The organism is Chromatiaceae bacterium, assembly GCA_024235395.1.
In the GTDB taxonomy this organism is placed as follows: Bacteria; Pseudomonadota; Gammaproteobacteria; order Chromatiales; family Chromatiaceae; genus Thiosocius.
Window position 1 is genome coordinate 413,865 of the sequence record JACKMK010000001.1, and the last position, 17,303, is coordinate 431,167.

The following is a 17,303-nucleotide window of genomic DNA, read 5'->3' on the forward strand; positions in this document are numbered from 1 at the left end:
CGGAAAAGGCCGCAAATCGCCTTACAAGGCGCGAGAGCGGCGCCCTGCCAGGCTTAAATGTCGTTTTTTTTGATTGGCGGAGCGCAAATCAGAAGCGCACCGCAGGTGTCTCGATCGGCAGGCCATTGCCGCGCGCGGTCACGTACAGTTCCAGCAGATCGAATTCCTCCGACCCCGCTTCAAACGGCTCGGCCCGGAACGATACGAAACACTCGCTGAGGCGCTGTTGAAGACTGGTGATCCGCCCGGACCCGAGACGGTACTCGGGGAAGCCGTTTGCCTGCCCCTGGCTGAGGGGCTGGCCACGCAGCATCTGTCCCTGATGTTGAACGTGACAATGCTGACACGCCATATTGAGCTGCCCGAAACGGGTGTTGTACAGCTGCTCGCCCTTGGCCAGCAGCGGCACCATCGGGCCATCGGTCTGTACGTTCACCGGTTCGCCCTTGGCGCGACTGCGCACGAACGTCTCCAACGCGATCAGGTTCGCATCACCCGGGATCAACGGGAACCGGTCGAGGTTGATCTCCCAGCAATGATTGATCCGCCGTTGCAGCGTCACCAGGCCGCCCAGGTTCGGGTCGAATACCGGATAACGCGCGATCTGCCCGACGTCGAAATCAGCGCCGTCGTCACCGTGACAATCCGCGCAGGCATTCACTTCGTCTTCACGGTGTTCATGGAACAGCTCCGAGCCGCGATCGACCGCCATCAACCCCGGGTTCTCGAAGTCGTCATCCTGCATCGCACGGGTGCTCTCGTCGAGAAACGCATAGCCGCTCACGGGCTCGGCCTGGGCAGCGCACGTGCCCGCCACCCACACCAGGCCGTACAGAATCCACCGCCTCATTGCAGCGACACCAGATAGGCGACCAGGTCCTCCACCTGCTGCGCGGTCAGAAACGTCTTACCCCAATACTCGCCGGCGACGCGATTTGCCGAACGTGGGTCACTGTAAAAACCGGGCATGATCGTCATCGGGTTGATCTGTTGTTCGTCGACCACGCGCAGGCGGATCTGCGCCGCGCTGTAGCGCGCCCCGACACCGTGCAGCGGCGGGCCCAGGGTCCCGTGGAAGGGTTCTTCATCGATCGGCATCTGATGGCAGGCCAGGCAATTCCCCGCGTGGCTGTCGGCGGCCAGTGCCCGCCCGCGTTCGGGATCGCCGACCAGGCCGCACAGGGGCGCCTGGATCGCGTAGTCGCGAACCTCCCAGGCGCAATACGCGGCGTCGACGGCATCCTGCGCGACACCACACCCCGAGAGTGCCAGCAGGCAGATGCCGGTAAGCCAGTGCATGCCCGCTGCACTCTTCATGCGACTGCGATTGGTGTTCGGCATCCGTCGAATGCTAGACGCAAGGTCGTCTTGGCACCTTGACCGAGGTCATTCATGGAATGGGCAACGCGGTCTTGTCCACGACGCGGCGCATCACGAAGCTCGAATGCACGCCGCTGACGCCCTCGATCCGCGTGATCTTGTTCAGCAGCAGCGCCTGATAGGCCTCCATGTCGCGTACGGTCACCTTCAGCTGGTAATCGGCGTCCTGACCGGTGATCAACAGGCATTCCATGACCTCCGGGAGCGCGCCGACCCGTTCCTCGAAATTCGCGAACCGTTCGGGCGTATGCCTATCCATCGATATGAAGATCAGCGCGGTGAGACTGAGACCCAGCCTGCCGGGATCCAGCATGGCACGGTAACCGGTGATCAACCCCGTCTCTTCGAGTGCCCGCACCCGCCGCAGGCACGGCGACGGCGACAGCCCGATACGCTCAGCCAGTTCGAGGTTGCTGATGCGCCCTTCCTGTTGCAGCACCTCGAGGATGCGCCGGTCGAATCGATCGATCTGCATCGGATTGCTCTCCCACCGGTCTACATGACAATAATTAACCACTTTTTAGAACTTATGTAAATTTGTATTGTGTATTTTTGGCTTTTAAAAGGCATTTTCGCAATCAAAAATCGCTGCGCAGGACGTATCCTTTCTCCGTCGACCAAAAGTTGGCAATCCCGCGCACCGGCCCACGAGGCACCGCGCGACCACCGCGACCCAAAAGGTCATGGAGAGACGGCCCGCCCCTCCCCGCATCGGGGAGGCACGGCCACCCAACAGCGACGCACCGGAGAACCGACGTGAGCCATTTCGATCACCGCAAATACCGACCCGCACAACGCATGCCGATGCACAACCGGCAATGGCCGGAGCGGTCTATCGACCAGGCCCCGATCTGGGCAAGTGTCGACCTGCGCGACGGCAACCAGGCGCTGCTCGACCCGATGAACGTTACGCAGAAGCAACGCCTCTGGAAGCTGCTGGTCGATATCGGCGTCAAGCAGATCGAGGTCGGCTTTCCGTCTGCCAGCCAACCCGACTACGACTTCGTGCGCTGGTTGATCGACCACGACCAGATCCCGGACGACGTGACCGTGCAGGTGCTGGTACAGGCGCGCGAGACGTTGATCAAGCGGACCTTCGAGGCGCTGCGCGGCGTGCGCCGCGCCATCGTGCACGTGTACAACTCGACCTCGACCGTACAGCGCGAACGCGTTTTCGGACGCGATCGAGACGGGATCAAGGCGATCGCGGTCGCCGGGGCGCGCATGCTGCGCGACGAGGCCGCACACCACCCGGACACCGAATGGGTGTTCCAGTACTCGCCGGAGAGCTTCAGCAACACCGAATGGGACTATGCCGTCGAGGTCTGCGACGCGGTGACCGAGGTGTGGCAGCCGACCCCGGATCGTCCCTGCATCATCAATCTGCCGGCCACGGTCGAGAGCAGCACCCCCAATCTGTTCGCCGACCAGGTCGAGTATTTCTGCCGCCATGTCGCACGACGCGATGCGCTGCTGATCTCGTTGCACACGCACAACGATCGCGGGACCGCGGTGGCCGCGGCGGAGCTGGGCCTGCTGGCCGGCGCCGACCGCGTCGAGGGCACCCTGCTGGGCAATGGCGAACGCACCGGGAACATGGACATCGTCACGCTGGCGATGAACCTGTACAGCCAGGGTGTCGATCCGCGACTGGACCTGTCCAATCCGGACGAGATCATCCAGGTCTACACCCAGTGCACGGGGCTGCCCGTCCATCCCCGTCACCCCTGGGTCGGCGAGCTGGTCTACACGGCTTTCTCGGGAAGCCACCAGGACGCCATCCGCAAGTGTCTGCAGCGTCAGCAGGCCGACGAGCCCTGGCAGGTCGCCTACCTGCCGATCGACCCGCGCGACCTGGGCCGGGACTACCAGGCGATCATCCGCGTCAACAGTCAGTCCGGCAAAGGTGGCGTGGCGTTCGTCCTGGAACGTGATTATGGGATGGTGCTGCCGCGCTGGCTGCAGGTCGAACTCGCGCAGATCGTGCAGCGGGAGAGTGAACGGAGCAGTGGCGAGGTCGACAGTGCGCGCATCCATGCGCTGTTCATGCAGCACTTCGCCGACGACACGCACCCGATCGGCCTGGCGGCTTACCGCCTCGACCGCCGAGAGGGCACCGACGTGATCGAGGCGCAGATAGAACGCGGCGGGCGCCTGCAGTCGATCACCGGCGCTGGCGAAGGTGCGATCGAGGCATTGGTGAACGCCTGGAGTACGACCTATGGCAACCGGATCAACGTGGTCGACTACAGCGAGCACGCGCTGGGCAGCGGCACCTCGGCCGACGCCGTGGCCTATGTGCAGTTGAGCATCGATGGCCAGCGTTCGGCCGGTGCGGCGTTCGATCGCGACACGGTCAGCGCCTCGATGCGTGCCGTGCTGGCCGCGCTCAACCGGGCGGACCCGACGCGCGCGGCGGCGTGAGTCGGCGCCATGGTCGCCCTGCACGACCATGGCGCCTAGGGTATGTCCTTATTTAGCACCCCGGGCGCCGCTGCGGGTCAAGCTTGTGTCGACGATGCCGACAAGGTGGTTCACCAGACAGGAAGGTGAACCACAATGCTGCGCAATATCCCGATCGTCCCGCGTTTGCTCGGCAGTATCACCGTCGGCGGCCTGATCGTCGGCCTGGTCGTGTCGTCGATCGTCTATCAGCACGTCACCGGCGGATTCGAGGCCTCCGAACAGCGCGAGCTGCGTGCCGCGTTTTCCAGCGTCACGGCCGAGATCGATTCACTCGGCCGCGAGGCGCAGTCGTTGAGCGCCGCGATCGCCGGTATTCCCGATGTCCAGCAGGCGATGCTCACACAGGACCGCCAGCGCCTTGCCGACATGTTCGTGCCGGGCTTCAAGCAACTGAAAGCGGATCACCAGGTCCGGCAGTTCCAGTTCCACCTGCCTCCGGCGACCTCGTTTCTGCGCGTCCACAAACCGGAAAAGTTCGGCGATGACCTGTCCGGTTTCCGTAAGACCGTGGTCGAATCGAACACCAGGTCGTCACCGATTCGCGGCCTGGAGATCGGCGTCGCCGGCCTTGGGGTACGCGGCGTGGTGCCGATCCGGTCCGGCGACCGGCATCTGGGCACGGTCGAGATGGGGATGTCGTTCGGCCAGGCGTTTTTCGACGAGTACACCGCCGCACACGGCGTGAAACTGGCACTGCAGCTCAATCGCCAGGGCACGCTCGAGCCCTTCGCCTCGACCTTCACCGGCGACCTACCGATCGACGCCGCACATCTCGCCCAGGTGCTTGCCGGGCAACCGGCGCGCGGCACAGCGGTACTCGATGACGTCCCCTATGGCGCCTATGCCGATGTCGTACGCGACTTCTCCGGCGAGGTGATCGGCGTATTGCTGGTCGCCAAGGACCGCTCGTTTTTCGCGCAACAGCTGGCGTCCATCCAGCTGACATCGTTGTTGAGCGGCCTGGTCGGCCTGCTGTTGTTCGGCCTGGCCGCCTGGCTCATCGGCAGGAACGTCGCCAGGCCCATCCAGCAAGCGACCGGCATGATGGAGGAGATCTCCACGGGTGATGGCAATCTCGACGTCGGTCTCGACACCCAGGGCAAAGACGAGATCGCCAATCTGGCGGTCGGGTTCAATGGTTTCGTCGAGACGATTCGCGGTCTGGTGCGCGAGGTCAGCCAGGCGAGCCGCCAGGTGGATCGCGTCGCCAATGAACTGGTTCAGACCGCCACGCACACCAGCGGCCGCATGAGCCAGCAACAGGCCGAGACGGCACAGATCGCAACCGCGATGACCGAGATGTCCGCGACGGTACAGGAGGTCGCGGGACGGACCGCCGAAGTCGCATCGACCGCCGAGACGACCCTGTCGACGGTGAACAACGGCAATGCGGCGGTCGACGACGCATCGCGCGCGATCCATTCACTCGCCGACGACATCCGCTCGGCATCAGAAACGGTGCAGCGCGTGCACGGCGAGAGCGAACGCATCGGCAAGGTGCTGGAGGTGATCCGAGGGATCGCGGAACAGACCAACCTGCTGGCACTCAACGCCGCGATCGAAGCGGCGCGTGCCGGCGAACAGGGCCGCGGATTCGCCGTTGTCGCCGACGAGGTACGTCAACTGGCGCGGCGCACCCAGGAGTCGACCACGGAGATCCAGGAGATGGTCGAGGGCCTGCAATCGAGCGTCCAACAGACGGTGTCCGTGATGGACCGCAGCAGGGAGCGTGCCGACGACACCGTGGGGCGCGCCGCCCGGGTGAACGAGCTGCTGAGCCAGATCTCCGCGTCGGTCAATACCATCACCCAGATGTCGATCCAGATCGCGACCGCCGCCGAGGAACAGAGTCACGTGGCCGAAGACATCAACCGCAACGTCACCAATATCAACCACATGGGCGAGGAGAACGCGACGGCGGTACAGCACACCTCGGCGGCCGCGCAAGAACTCTCGCAGAGCGCCGACAGACTGGTCGCCGTCGTCGGCCGATTCAAGATGCGCGACGGACAGGCCGCGGTGTAAATTCAGCCGACCTGCATGTGCGCCGCCAGCTTGGCACGATCAGGGCGCTCGATCACGCCGCGTTCGGTAACGATCGCATCGACCAGTGCCGCCGGGGTGACGTCGAACACCGGGTTCCAGGCATCGACACCCTGCGCGGTGGTCGGCTGCCCCGCACAGTGCAGGACCTCCTCGGCGGGACGCTGTTCGATCGGAATCGCGTCCCCGTCCGGCGTCTCCAGATCGATTGTCGAGGTCGGAGCGGCAACCATGAAGCGCACGCCGTGGTGGCGTGCGGCGACCGCGAGGCCGTAGGTGCCGATCTTGTTCGCCACATCACCGTTGGCCGCGATGCGGTCCGAGCCCACGATCACCCACGACACCCCGCCGCGTGCCATGCACGCCGCCGCGGCACTGTCGGCGATCAACTTGACCGGGATCGCGTCACGCACCAGTTCCCAGGCCGTCAACCGCGCCCCCTGAAGCCAGGGCCGCGTCTCGTCGGCATACACGGTGGCGATCTTGCCCTGACCATGGGCGGTGCGAATCACCCCGAGCGCGGTTCCCCAACCACCGGTCGCCAGCCCCCCGGTGTTGCAATGCGTGATCACCGCCGTCGGTCCCTCGATCAGCGCGGCGCCAAATTCACCCATGCGCTGGTTGTCGGCGCGGTCCTGCGCATGGATCGACTGCGCCTCGGCAAGCAGCGCCGGCACCGGATCACCGTCGCCCGACGCCGCGATCAGCGCGCGCATGCGGGTGATCGCCCAGAACAGGTTGACCGCCGTCGGTCGTGCCGCGGCGAGCATCTGCAGATCCACCTCGATGGCGTCGCGCCAGCGAACCGGATCCCCGCGGTGGCGGTCGCGCGCCGCGAGAACGATGCCATACGCGGCCGCGATGCCGATCGCCGGTGCGCCGCGCACGACCATCGCATGGATGGCCGCCGCCGTCGTATGTAGGTCCTTGCATTCGATGAACACCTCGCGCCGCGGCAACTGACGCTGATCCAGCAGATACAAGCGGTCACCGCGCCACAGTACGGCGGCATCGGCGGTTACGGGGATGTCCAGGGTGACTTCGTGCATGGCGATGACTCGTCGGCAAACAATTTGGTGAACACATCGTGATCGTACAACGGGGCACCCGCCGAGACATCCGGACCGGTGCAATCCCACGAATTGCGGTATTTTACGGGTTTCACCTCAAAAACAGGCTGAGACCGTGCAGGCAGAACTTCTCGTCCACGCCGACTGGGTAGTCCCGGTCGAACCCGACGGCGTATTGCAGCGCCACAGTGTCGCGATCGAAGACGGTCGCATCAAGGCGATCCTGCCGCGTAGCGAGGCGGAACAGCAGGTCACGGCGGTGCAGTGCATCGACCTGCCGGGCCACGTCCTGATCCCCGGTCTGATCAATGCACACACGCACACGCCAATGACACTCTTCCGCGGTCTGGCCGACGACCTGCCACTGATGACCTGGCTGAGCGATCACATCTGGCCGGCCGAGGCCCGCTTCGTCCATGAAGAATTCGTCGCCGACGGTTCGCGCCTGGCGATTGCCGAGATGCTGCGCAGCGGCACCACCTGCTTCAACGACATGTATTTCTTCCCGGACGTCACCGGTCGGGTCGCCAGCCAGGCCGGCATGCGCGCGGTGATCGGGCTGATCGTGATCGACTTTCCGTCGGCCTGGGCAGGCGACGCCGACCAGTACTTCGACAAGGCGATCGCGGTGCACGATCAGTTCCGCAACGATCCCCTGGTGCATAGCGCCTTTGCGCCACACGCTCCGTACTCGGTTTCCGACGCCCCGCTCCGCCGCGTGCAGACGCTGGCCAGCGAGCTCGACCTGCCGATCCACATGCACGTTCACGAAACGCTCGCCGAGGTTCGCGGCGGCATCGAACAGTTCGGATGCCGTCCGATCGAGCGCCTGCGCCGACTGGACATGCTCCATCCGGGACTGGTCGCGGTCCACATGACCCAACTCGAGGACGACGAGATCGAGCTGATCGGCGCCTGCGGCGCACAGCTCGTGCACTGCCCGGAATCGAACCAGAAACTGGCCTCCGGGCACTGCCCGGTGTCCCGCCTGATCGATGCCGGCGTCAACGTGGCGATCGGTACCGACGGCGCCGCCAGCAACAACGACCTCGACATGCTGGGCGAGATGCGCAGCGCCGCCCTGCAGGCGAAGGCTGTCAGCGCCAATGCGTGCTCGGTTCCGGCCGAAACGGCACTGCGCATGGCCACACTGAACGGCGCGCGCGCCCTTGGCATCGCCGACCGCACCGGTTCGCTGAGCGTCGGCAAGAGCGCCGATATCGTGGCCCTGGATCTCGGCACCCCGGAGACACAGCCGGTCTATCACCCCGTGTCACAGCTGGTCTACGCCGCTGGACGCGAACAGGTGAGGCACGTCTGGATCAACGGCCGACAGCTGTTGAACGACCGTGCGCTGACCACGATCGATCTGTCGCAGACGCTGCAGCGCGCAGCAAACTGGCGGGATCGGGTCGAGGCCGGCGATACCCAGGGCGTATAATCGGAATCCCAGCATTACCCGGGTCCCAAGCGATGTGTGCAGCCATCAATGTCGATCACGCCGAGATCAACAAATTCGAGCAACTGGCGTCGCGCTGGTGGGATCCGCACAGCGAGTTCAAACCGCTGCACGAGATCAACCCGCTGCGCCTCGACTACATAGATCGATGGGCCGGCCTGAAGGGCAAGCAGGTGCTCGACGTCGGCTGCGGCGGTGGCATTCTCGCCGAGTCGATGGCGGCACGTGGCGCACAGGTGACCGGCATCGATATGGGGAAGGCACCGCTCGAGGTGGCACGCCTGCACCTGCTGGAAAGCGGGCTTCAGGTGGACTATCGGCAGGTGCCGGTTGAACAACTCGCGACCGAGCTCCCCGGACAGTTCGACATCGTCACCTGCATGGAGATGCTGGAGCACGTTCCCGACCCGGCATCGGTGATCAGCGCCTGCGCGGACCTGGTGAGACCGGGCGGGCAGGTGTTCCTCTCGACCATCAACCGCAACCCCAAGGCCTACCTGTTCGCGATCGTCGGTGCGGAGTACCTGTTGCGGATGCTCCCCAAAGGCACGCATGACTTTGCGAAGTTCATCAGGCCTTCGGAACTGGCGCGCTGGACGCGCGCCGCGGGGCTGGACACGCGCGACATCACGGGGCTGACCTACAACCCCCTGACCGGCATCTATCGCCTGGATCCGCGCGATGTCGACGTCAATTACATGGTGGCCACCGAACGACCTGCATGACCCTGCGCGCCTCGTCATCTCCGACGGTGCTGTTCGACCTGGACGGCACCCTGGCCGACACCGCCCCCGACCTGGCGTACGCGCTCAACCGTACGCTGGAGCAGTACGGTCAGCCCACCCTGCCCTATGCGAAGATCCGCCCGGTGGCCTCCTTCGGATCCGTGGCGCTGATCCGCCTGGGCTTCGGCCTGGACCGTGACGAGCCAGGATTCGCCGAACGGCAGGGCTTTCTGCTCGATGTGTATTCGGCCAACCTGTGTCGGGAAACGTCGTTGTTCGACGGTATGTCCACGGTATTGGAGACGCTGCGCGACCGTGGGACACCCTGGGGGATAGTCACCAACAAGCCCCGTTGGCTCACCGAACCGCTGATCGATGCGATGGGGCTCGGCCTCCTGACCCGTTGCATCGTCAGCGGCGATACCTGCGCGCAGCGCAAACCGCATCCGCAGCCCATTCTGCACGCCTGCGGTCTGCTGGGCAGCGACCCGGCCGATACCTGGTACGTCGGCGATGCCGGTCGCGACGTGCAGGCCGGGCGCGCGGCCGGCTGCACCACGGTCGGGGCGCTATACGGTTATCTGCACCCCGATGATCCACCAGAGGCCTGGCTCGCGGATTACACCATTGATCGCCCCGAGCAGCTGCTGGCGCTGCTGGACCGGGACAGTGCCCCTACCTGAAGCATCGGAGTGGGGCTTTCCGAATCCATCCACACCGTTCGGTTCGGCGGTGTACTACGCGATCCGTTTCAGCCCTGCCGAGGAACGCCTGCGCAATGCCTTGCTGTACGCCTGGCATGACACGGTCCGGCAGATCGCCGACTGTCCATCCGACCCCGGAGTGGCACGTCTGAAACTCGACTGGTGGCGCGAAGAGGTCTCACGGATGGCGACCGGAACCGCGCAGCACCCGTTGGCGCTCCGCCTGCAGGAGCTGGCACTGGACCGGCAGGCGCTGGAGTCCATGCATGCACTGTTGCAGGCCGCCGAGGCGGCGGTCCTGCTTCCCCAACCCGCCGACGACCGGCAGTTCGCCGCGGCCTGCCGCGCCCGCCTCGGCGAGTTTTTCGTGCTCCTCGCAACGGCGGGCGGCCAGCCGCGGGATGGGTCCCGCGAAAGTGGCGCCTATTGCGAGGCGATAGACCGTATCCGGCGGCTGCATTCGGCGCCGCACGGTGCACCTTCGGAACTCGTCGAGGCATTGCGCCACAGCGCCTCGGTTGCGTCACGCACAACCCGCGTGGACGCGCTTTTGGATCAGTTCGAGGTGCCCACGGGGTCGACGCGCGCCCAGCTGACACCCTTCGCCCGTCGACTGCTGGCCCTGGCGGAAGCAATGCACGAAAAGCTGCGGCGGAAAGGTTATCCTGTCGACGAAACAGCCATCGACCGACCGCCGATCGCCAATCTATGGACGGCATGGCGCTGCCGCTGAAGTTACCGGGACCCGCTATGCAGCAAGACTACAAACCAAGCGACGACCTCCTCGAAAACCGCGTCATCCTCGTGACTGGCGCCGGTGACGGCATCGGTCGCGCGGCGGCACTCGCGTTTGCGGCGCACGGCGCAACCGTCGTGCTGCTGGGCAAAACGGTCAGCAAACTCGAGGCCGTCTACGACAAGATCGAGCGCGCGGGTGGGCCCGAACCGGCGATCTTTCCCATGCAGCTGGAAGGTGCGACGCCGTACGACTACGGTGAGCTGGCACACGCGATCGACAGCAACCTGGGGCGCCTGGACGGCATCTTGCACAATGCGGCACTGCACCCCTATCTGAGCCGCATAAAGGACTACGAGACCGAGGATTGGCTCAAGGTGATACAGGTCAATCTGAACGCGCCGTTCATGATCACCCAGGCCTGTCTGCCTCTCCTCGAGCGCTCGCCCGATGCGAGCGTCGTGTTTACGACCGACGCGGCGGGACGACGCGGCAAGGCCTACTGGGGTGCCTACGGGGCGTCGAAGTTCGCGATCGAGGGCCTGACCCAGACGCTTGCCGCCGAGCTCGAAAACACCCCGATCCGGGTAAACTGTATCGATCCGGGACCCACCCGCACGGCCATGCGCAAACGCCTCTTTCCCGGCGAGGACAATGCGACGCTGAAGGCACCCGAAGTGCTGATGCCACTGTATCTGTGGGCGATCGGTCCTGACAGCCAGGGTGTTACCGGGCAACGTCTCACGTGGGAGCAAAGCGAGCCGCTCGGCTGACGGAAGGGCCATGCTCGGTATCGACAACGGAAACAACCGCGAACGGACTCGCACCGGCCGAAGTGTCGATGTCCTGAAGCGGGCAATCCTCGACAATCTGTTCTACGTGCAAGGTCGCTATCCGGATGTCGCGACCAAGAACGACTGGTACCTCGCACTCGCCTACACGATCCGCGACCGCATGCTGCACCGCTGGATCGCGACCTCGCAGACCTACAAGAACACCCAGGCACGCACCGTGTGTTTTCTATCGGCAGAGTACCTCACCGGGCCACAGCTGGGTGTCAACCTGATCAACCTGGAGATCTGGGACAACGTACATGCGGCGCTGCGTGAGCTCGGACTGGACTTCGACGAGCTGCTCGACCAGGAGCCTGAGCCGGGCTTGGGTAACGGAGGGCTCGGCCGACTGGCCGCCTGTTACCTCGATTCGCTGGCGACCCTGGAGATCCCTGCGATCGGCTACGGGATCCGTTATGAATTCGGCATGTTCGATCAATGCATCGACGATGGTTGGCAGGTCGAACTCACAGACAAATGGCTGTTGCACGGCAACCCATGGGAACTGCCGCGGCCGAAACTGACTTTTGACGTGTTTTTCGGCGGGCATACCGAGCATTACCAGGACGATCATGGCCGCCACCACGTACGCTGGATTCCGGAACGTGTGGTCCGCGGTATCGCCTACGACACGCCGGTGATGGGGTTCGGCGTCAATACCGTCAATCTGCTACGACTCTGGAAATCCGAGGCGCCCGAGTCCTTCGACTTCGCCGCGTTCAACGTCGGCGACTATTTCGGCGCGGTGGACAAGAAGGTCGTCTCGGAGAACCTCTCCAAGGTTTTGTATCCCAACGACGACCGGCATGCCGGCAAGCGTCTGCGTCTCGAGCAGCAGTACTTCTTTGTCAGCTGCGCATTGCGCGACATGATCCGCATTCAGCAACGCAGTGGCGTCGGGTTGGACAGGTTTCACGAAAAGTACGCCTGCCAGCTCAACGATACCCATCCGGCAATTGCAGTGCTGGAACTGCTGCGACTGCTGATCGATGAGCATCAGATGGAGTGGGACACGGCATGGGATGTCACCCGCCGAACCTTTTCCTACACCAATCACACGCTGCTCCCCGAAGCGCTGGAGAAGTGGTCGCTGGAGCTGTTCGGCAGCGTGCTGCCACGCCACCAGGAGCTCTTGCTCGAAGTGAACCGACGGTTTCTCGATGACGTCAGGATCAAGTACCGCGGTCGCGACGAAGGCCGCATCACGCACCTGTCATTGATCGAGCAGAACGGCGACGAGTACGTCCGAATGGCCAACCTCGCCTGCGTCGGCAGCCACACGATAAATGGCGTAGCGGCGCTACATACCGATCTGTTGCGCTCGACCGTGTTGAAAGACTTTCACGAACTGTGGCCCGAAAAATTCACCAACGTGACCAACGGTGTCAGTCCGCGCCGCTTCATGCGCCTGGCCAATCCGTGGATGAGCGAGCTACTCGGCGAACGCATCGGCTGCGACTGGGTGCGCGATCTCTCGCTGCTGAAAAACCTCGAGGCACATGCCGATGACACGGCGCTTCTCGACACGTGGTATGCCGCCAAGCAACAGGCGAAGATCCGACTCGCCGCGATGATAAAGGAACGCAACGGTCTGCAGGTCGATCCCGAATCGTTGTTCGACGCACAGGTCAAGCGCATCCACGAGTACAAGCGGCAACATCTGAATCTGCTGCATATCGTGGCCCTGTACAACCGCATCAAGGACGATCCGAACCTCGATGTGGTGCCGCGCACCTTCATCTTCGGTGGCAAGGCCGCACCCGGCTACACCATGGCCAAGCTGATCATCAAGGCGATCAACGCGGTTGCCGAAGTGATCAACAACGATCCCGAGGTCCGCGACCGCATCAAGGTGGTTTTCCTGCCCAACTTCAACGTCAAGAACGGGCAGTTCATCTATCCAGCCGCCGACCTCTCCGAGCAGATATCGACCGCCGGCAAAGAGGCATCGGGTACCGGCAACATGAAATTCTCGATGAACGGTGCCCTGACCATCGGTACGCTGGACGGCGCGAACATCGAGATCCGGGCGGCGGTTGGCGACGAAAACTTCTATCTGTTCGGCCTCACCGCGGAACAGGTGGAACACACCCTGCAGCAGGGTTACGATCCACGCGCCAGGTATCTCGATAATGTCGAACTGCGTGCAGCGATCGACCTGATGAACTCAGGCCTGTTCGCCCACGGCGACCGGGATCTGTTCGCTGCGCTGACCGGCAACCTGCTACACCGGGACAGCTATCTCGTGTTGGCCGATTTTCCCGCTTATCTGCAGGCCCAGGCCGAGGTCAGCGACCATTGGCGCGACCGACAACAATGGGCCCGGAAATCTCTTCTGAACGTCAGCCGGATGGGCGGGTTCTCTTCGGATCGGGCGATCCGGGAGTACGCGACCCGCATCTGGCGGGTCGGCCGGACACCCGTGGAGATCCCCTGACCGCTCCGTTTCGGTGCAACGATCCGGGTCCCGCCACCCATCCCTATCGGCGACGCCCTCTCTCAAGTCACTCTCTGCGCCGCCGATAGGGGCTGAATGAGGCAATCATCCGACACGTCATCGACAGATTCCGATCGACGTCTGGATACCAGGCTCGAACAGCTGCGAATGATCTATTCGGCAGTGCCGATGTCGCTGGTCGCCGTATTGCTCAACAGTTCCATCCTGAGCGCCATGCTCTGGAACGTCGTGTCGCCCGTGCTGAACCTCGGCTGGCTGGGCGCCACCTTTGCAGTCTCCCTGTATCGCTGGGCAATGTTTCGTCGCTTCTGTGCAGTCCCCCGCGAACGACAGGACACGCACCATTGGTGGCCCCGCCTGGCCGCTGGCACGCTCGCCTCCGGTCTGGTCTGGGGGACGACCAGCGTGCTGCTGTTCACCGAGGACAGCATGCTGCATCAGCTTTTTCTCGCGTTTGTGATCGCGGGCATGAGCGCCGGTGCCGTGAGTACCTTGTCGGCCAGCTTTCCGCTGGCCGCCGGCTTTCTCGGGCTGACCCTGTTACCGATGACCTGGCGATTTGCGCTTACCGGTGGCGCGATCGGCTACGTGATGGCGTTCATGAGCGGGTTGTACTGCATTGTCGTCACGGTGTCCGCACTGCGCCTGAACCGTACCATCGTCGAGTCGCTGCAGATACGCCACGAGCGCCGGATGGCCGAGGAGACCATTCGCCACCAGGCGCACTACGACGCACTGACCGATCTGCCGAACCGGCGCATGCTGCTCGAGCAACTCGGACGTGAGATGGCCCGGTCGGTGCGTCACGGCCATATCGGTGCGGTGTTGTTTCTCGACCTCGACCATTTCAAGACGATCAATGACTCACTAGGACACCGCGTCGGCGACCAGCTGCTCAAGCTGGTCGCGAAACGTATTGTCGAGCGTGTCCGCCGAGAAGACACAGCATCACGGCTGGGCGGCGATGAATTCGTCATACTGGTACCCGAAGTGGCCGAGAAACCCGGCAATGCGACGAACAATGCGCATCGCATCGCCGACGAGATCATCCAGCTGTTCCGCGATCCGTTCAGCGTTCAGGGCCATGAGCTGCACCTGTCGGCCAGTATCGGCGTGGCATTGTTTCCGTTCGAACAGAAGAACCCGGAAGACCTGCTGCAACAGGCCGACGTCGCGATGTACAGTGCAAAGGAACGCGGACGCGACAACGTCCAGTTGTTCATACCCAGCATGCAGGCAGTGGTCGATCAGCGTCTCAATATAGAGCGCGGGCTACGCCAGGCCATCGACAACGACGAACTCGAACTCTTCTACCAGCCACAGGTCGTCGAGAACGGCCGCATCATCGGCGCCGAGGCACTGCTGCGTTGGCATCACCGGCAACAGGGCACCATCTCGCCCACACAGTTTATCGCGGTAGCGGAGGAAACCGGGCTGATCTATAAACTCGGTGACTGGGTGCTGCGGCGTGCCTGCGAACAGCTTGCGCAACTCGGACGCAGCTACGGTATCCGGATTTCAGTCAACATCAGTCCGAAACAGTTCCGTGAATCGGGGTTTGTCGAGCGCCTGCAGCGCGTACTTGAAGAAACCGGCGCCCCCCCTGAGCTGCTGACCCTCGAGATCACCGAAAGCCTGGTTATCGACAATATCGAACAGACCATCGAGCGCATGCGGACGCTCAAGTCGCTCGGCATCAGTTTCTCACTGGATGATTTCGGTACCGGACATTCGTCTCTGGCATATCTCAAACGCCTGCCGCTGGATGCGATCAAGATCGACCAGTCCTTCGTGCGCGACATCACCACCGACCCGAACGATGCCGTGATCGTCGAAACTATCATCGTGATGTCACAACACCTCGGACTGCAGGCGGTCGCCGAGGGTGTCGAGAGCGACGAAGCGCTGCAGTTCCTGCAACGCAAGGGGTGCCGACAGTTCCAGGGATATCTGTTCGGAAGGCCGGAGCCCTTCGAGCAGCTACAGCTCCGGTTGCACAAGTGGCTACAGGCATACGCCTCATAGACGGCAATCCTCACCGGGTTTGACCCGGCAGCCGACGCGGCTCGCATTGGACCCTGGAGTGCCAGGTTTGGTAGCTTGGCATCACTGCCCGAGCCAACCACCCCAGATACAGCGACAAAGACATCAGTGACACCCACAATCCTGATTCTCATCAGCGGACTCGGTCTGCTCCTGGTAGGTGTCGGACTGCTGGGCACACTGCTGGGCGTCCGCGCGACCCTGGAATCGTTCAGCAACGTTCAGGCCGGCCTGATCATGGCCGGTTACTACTTCGGATACATCGGCGGCACCTTGCTGGCCCCTGGCATCATCCGGCGGGTCGGTCACATACGATCGTTCGCCGCGTTTTCGGCGGTCACTGCCTCGTGCGCGCTGGGTTTCGGAATCGCCGTGCACCCCTGGGTCTGGACACTGCTGCGGGTGCTGAACGGCCTGTGCGTGGTCGCCCTGTACATGGTGGTGGAAAGCTGGCTCAATGAGCAGAGCGCTGGGCCGGCTCGCGGTCGGATTTTCTCCTTCTACATGACCAGCACGCTGTTTGCGCTGGGCATCGGACAGTTCCTGCTGTTGGCCGGGGATCCCGCCGGGCTCGAGCCGTTTGCGCTTGCCGCAATACTGATTTCACTCGGATTGGTCCCGGTTGCCATCACACGGGTGCATGAACCCCGCATTGATCTCGCGGTACCGCTGCCGATGGGCGAGTTGTTGCGTATTTCGCCACTCGGCGCCTTTGGGTCACTGTGCGCCGGCATGGTGAACGGGATCTTCTGGGGCATGACCGCGGTATTCGGGCAGCGGCTCGCGCTGGAGCACTCGCAAATCGCCCTGTTGATGAGCACCACGATCCTCGGTGGCGCGATACTGCAGTGGCCGATCGGCCATCTGTCGGACCGGTTCGATCGCCGCAACGTGCTGATCGCCACCAGCCTGGCCACCGCGCTCGCGGCATCCATCGCCGGATACATCGTGTTGAACGGTTTCCCCGGACTGACCCTCACCGCCGGGCTCTACGGTGGACTGATGTTCGCGCTTTACGGCATCAGCGTCGCCCACACCAACGACCACCTCGATCCCGGGCACATCCTCGGCGCCACCCGCGGGCTCTTGTTGATATACGGCGTGGGGGCCATGTCCGGCCCGCTGCTTGGTGGTATTGCGATGGAACTGGTGGGACCGGTGGGCCTGCCCGCCCTCTCTGCGGCCACCGCCGCGCTGCTGGCGCTGTTCGGGATCTACCGCGTGATGCGGCGTTCACCGCCACCGCTGGAGCAACAGACCGCCTATGTGCCGCTGGTCCGGACCACCCCTGTCGCACTGGAGATGCACCCAGATGCGGATCCCTCGCCGGAACTCGATCTCTCGGAACCCGATCAGCAATGAGATTCGCGCAACCCTGCCCGCGCG

14 protein-coding genes are annotated in these 17,303 nt (G+C 63.6%); 10 read left to right on the top strand and 4 right to left on the bottom strand.

Annotated features, from left to right (window positions below):
• Nucleotides 1-88: 88 nt before the first annotated feature.
• From soxA to H6955_01890, 3 genes are read right to left on the bottom strand one after another with little or no spacing between them, the layout of a single operon-like run.
• The gene (gene soxA / locus H6955_01880; protein ID MCP5312276.1) at nucleotides 89-850 is read right to left on the bottom strand and encodes a sulfur oxidation c-type cytochrome SoxA; all 762 of its coding nucleotides are present in this window, start codon (nucleotides 848-850) and stop codon (nucleotides 89-91) included.
• Nucleotides 847-1,341 carry a sulfur oxidation c-type cytochrome SoxX gene (soxX, locus tag H6955_01885; GenBank protein MCP5312277.1) on the bottom strand — a complete coding sequence of 165 codons (495 nt, stop codon included), beginning with the start codon at nucleotides 1,339-1,341 and terminating at the stop codon, nucleotides 847-849. Before soxX ends, soxA begins: the two co-directional genes overlap by 4 nt.
• A gap of 49 nt (nucleotides 1,342-1,390) precedes the next feature.
• A complete protein-coding gene (locus H6955_01890; protein MCP5312278.1) occupies nucleotides 1,391-1,855 on the bottom strand; it encodes an Lrp/AsnC family transcriptional regulator in 465 nt (154 codons plus the stop codon).
• A gap of 281 nt (nucleotides 1,856-2,136) precedes the next feature.
• Between H6955_01890 and leuA the strand changes: the two genes are divergently transcribed.
• Together leuA and H6955_01900 are read left to right on the top strand one after the other, a co-directional pair.
• On the top strand, nucleotides 2,137-3,804 hold the full coding sequence (gene leuA, locus H6955_01895; protein ID MCP5312279.1) for a 2-isopropylmalate synthase: 1,668 nt from the start codon (nucleotides 2,137-2,139) through the stop codon (nucleotides 3,802-3,804).
• A gap of 135 nt (nucleotides 3,805-3,939) precedes the next feature.
• Complete coding sequence (locus H6955_01900; protein ID MCP5312280.1) at nucleotides 3,940-5,871, top strand: methyl-accepting chemotaxis protein; 1,932 nt, start codon at nucleotides 3,940-3,942, stop codon at nucleotides 5,869-5,871.
• A 2-nt stretch (nucleotides 5,872-5,873) separates the two neighbouring features.
• Here H6955_01900 and mtnA read toward each other — a convergent pair whose 3' ends face one another.
• Nucleotides 5,874-6,938, bottom strand: a complete 1,065-nt coding sequence (gene mtnA, locus H6955_01905; GenBank protein ID MCP5312281.1) for an S-methyl-5-thioribose-1-phosphate isomerase — start codon at nucleotides 6,936-6,938, stop codon at nucleotides 5,874-5,876.
• 136 nt (nucleotides 6,939-7,074) lie between these two features.
• On the opposite strand from mtnA, the gene H6955_01910 reads away from it, so the two are divergent.
• The 8 genes from H6955_01910 (at nucleotide 7,075) to H6955_01945 (ending at nucleotide 17,279) form a co-directional block, all read left to right on the top strand.
• A complete protein-coding gene (locus tag H6955_01910; GenBank protein MCP5312282.1) occupies nucleotides 7,075-8,400 on the top strand; it encodes a TRZ/ATZ family hydrolase in 1,326 nt (441 codons plus the stop codon).
• 32 nt (nucleotides 8,401-8,432) lie between these two features.
• A complete protein-coding gene (gene ubiG / locus H6955_01915; protein MCP5312283.1) occupies nucleotides 8,433-9,143 on the top strand; it encodes a bifunctional 2-polyprenyl-6-hydroxyphenol methylase/3-demethylubiquinol 3-O-methyltransferase UbiG in 711 nt (236 codons plus the stop codon).
• Nucleotides 9,140-9,826 carry an HAD-IA family hydrolase gene (locus H6955_01920; protein ID MCP5312284.1) on the top strand — a complete coding sequence of 229 codons (687 nt, stop codon included), beginning with the start codon at nucleotides 9,140-9,142 and terminating at the stop codon, nucleotides 9,824-9,826. The genes ubiG and H6955_01920 overlap by 4 nt, the downstream gene beginning before the upstream one ends.
• On the top strand, nucleotides 9,813-10,580 hold the full coding sequence (locus H6955_01925) for a squalene/phytoene synthase family protein (GenBank protein MCP5312285.1): 768 nt from the start codon (nucleotides 9,813-9,815) through the stop codon (nucleotides 10,578-10,580). The genes H6955_01920 and H6955_01925 overlap by 14 nt, the downstream gene beginning before the upstream one ends.
• A 17-nt stretch (nucleotides 10,581-10,597) precedes the next feature.
• Nucleotides 10,598-11,356, top strand: a complete 759-nt coding sequence (locus H6955_01930; GenBank protein MCP5312286.1) for a YciK family oxidoreductase — start codon at nucleotides 10,598-10,600, stop codon at nucleotides 11,354-11,356.
• 10 nt (nucleotides 11,357-11,366) lie between these two features.
• A complete protein-coding gene (locus H6955_01935) occupies nucleotides 11,367-13,853 on the top strand; it encodes a glycogen/starch/alpha-glucan phosphorylase (GenBank protein ID MCP5312287.1) in 2,487 nt (828 codons plus the stop codon).
• Between the two features lie 168 nt (nucleotides 13,854-14,021).
• Nucleotides 14,022-15,899 (top strand): EAL domain-containing protein, encoded by a 1,878-nt coding sequence (locus H6955_01940; protein ID MCP5312288.1) that lies wholly within the window; start codon nucleotides 14,022-14,024, stop codon nucleotides 15,897-15,899.
• 126 nt (nucleotides 15,900-16,025) lie between these two features.
• Nucleotides 16,026-17,279 (top strand): MFS transporter, encoded by a 1,254-nt coding sequence (locus H6955_01945; protein ID MCP5312289.1) that lies wholly within the window; start codon nucleotides 16,026-16,028, stop codon nucleotides 17,277-17,279.
• Nucleotides 17,280-17,303 lie beyond the last annotated feature (24 nt).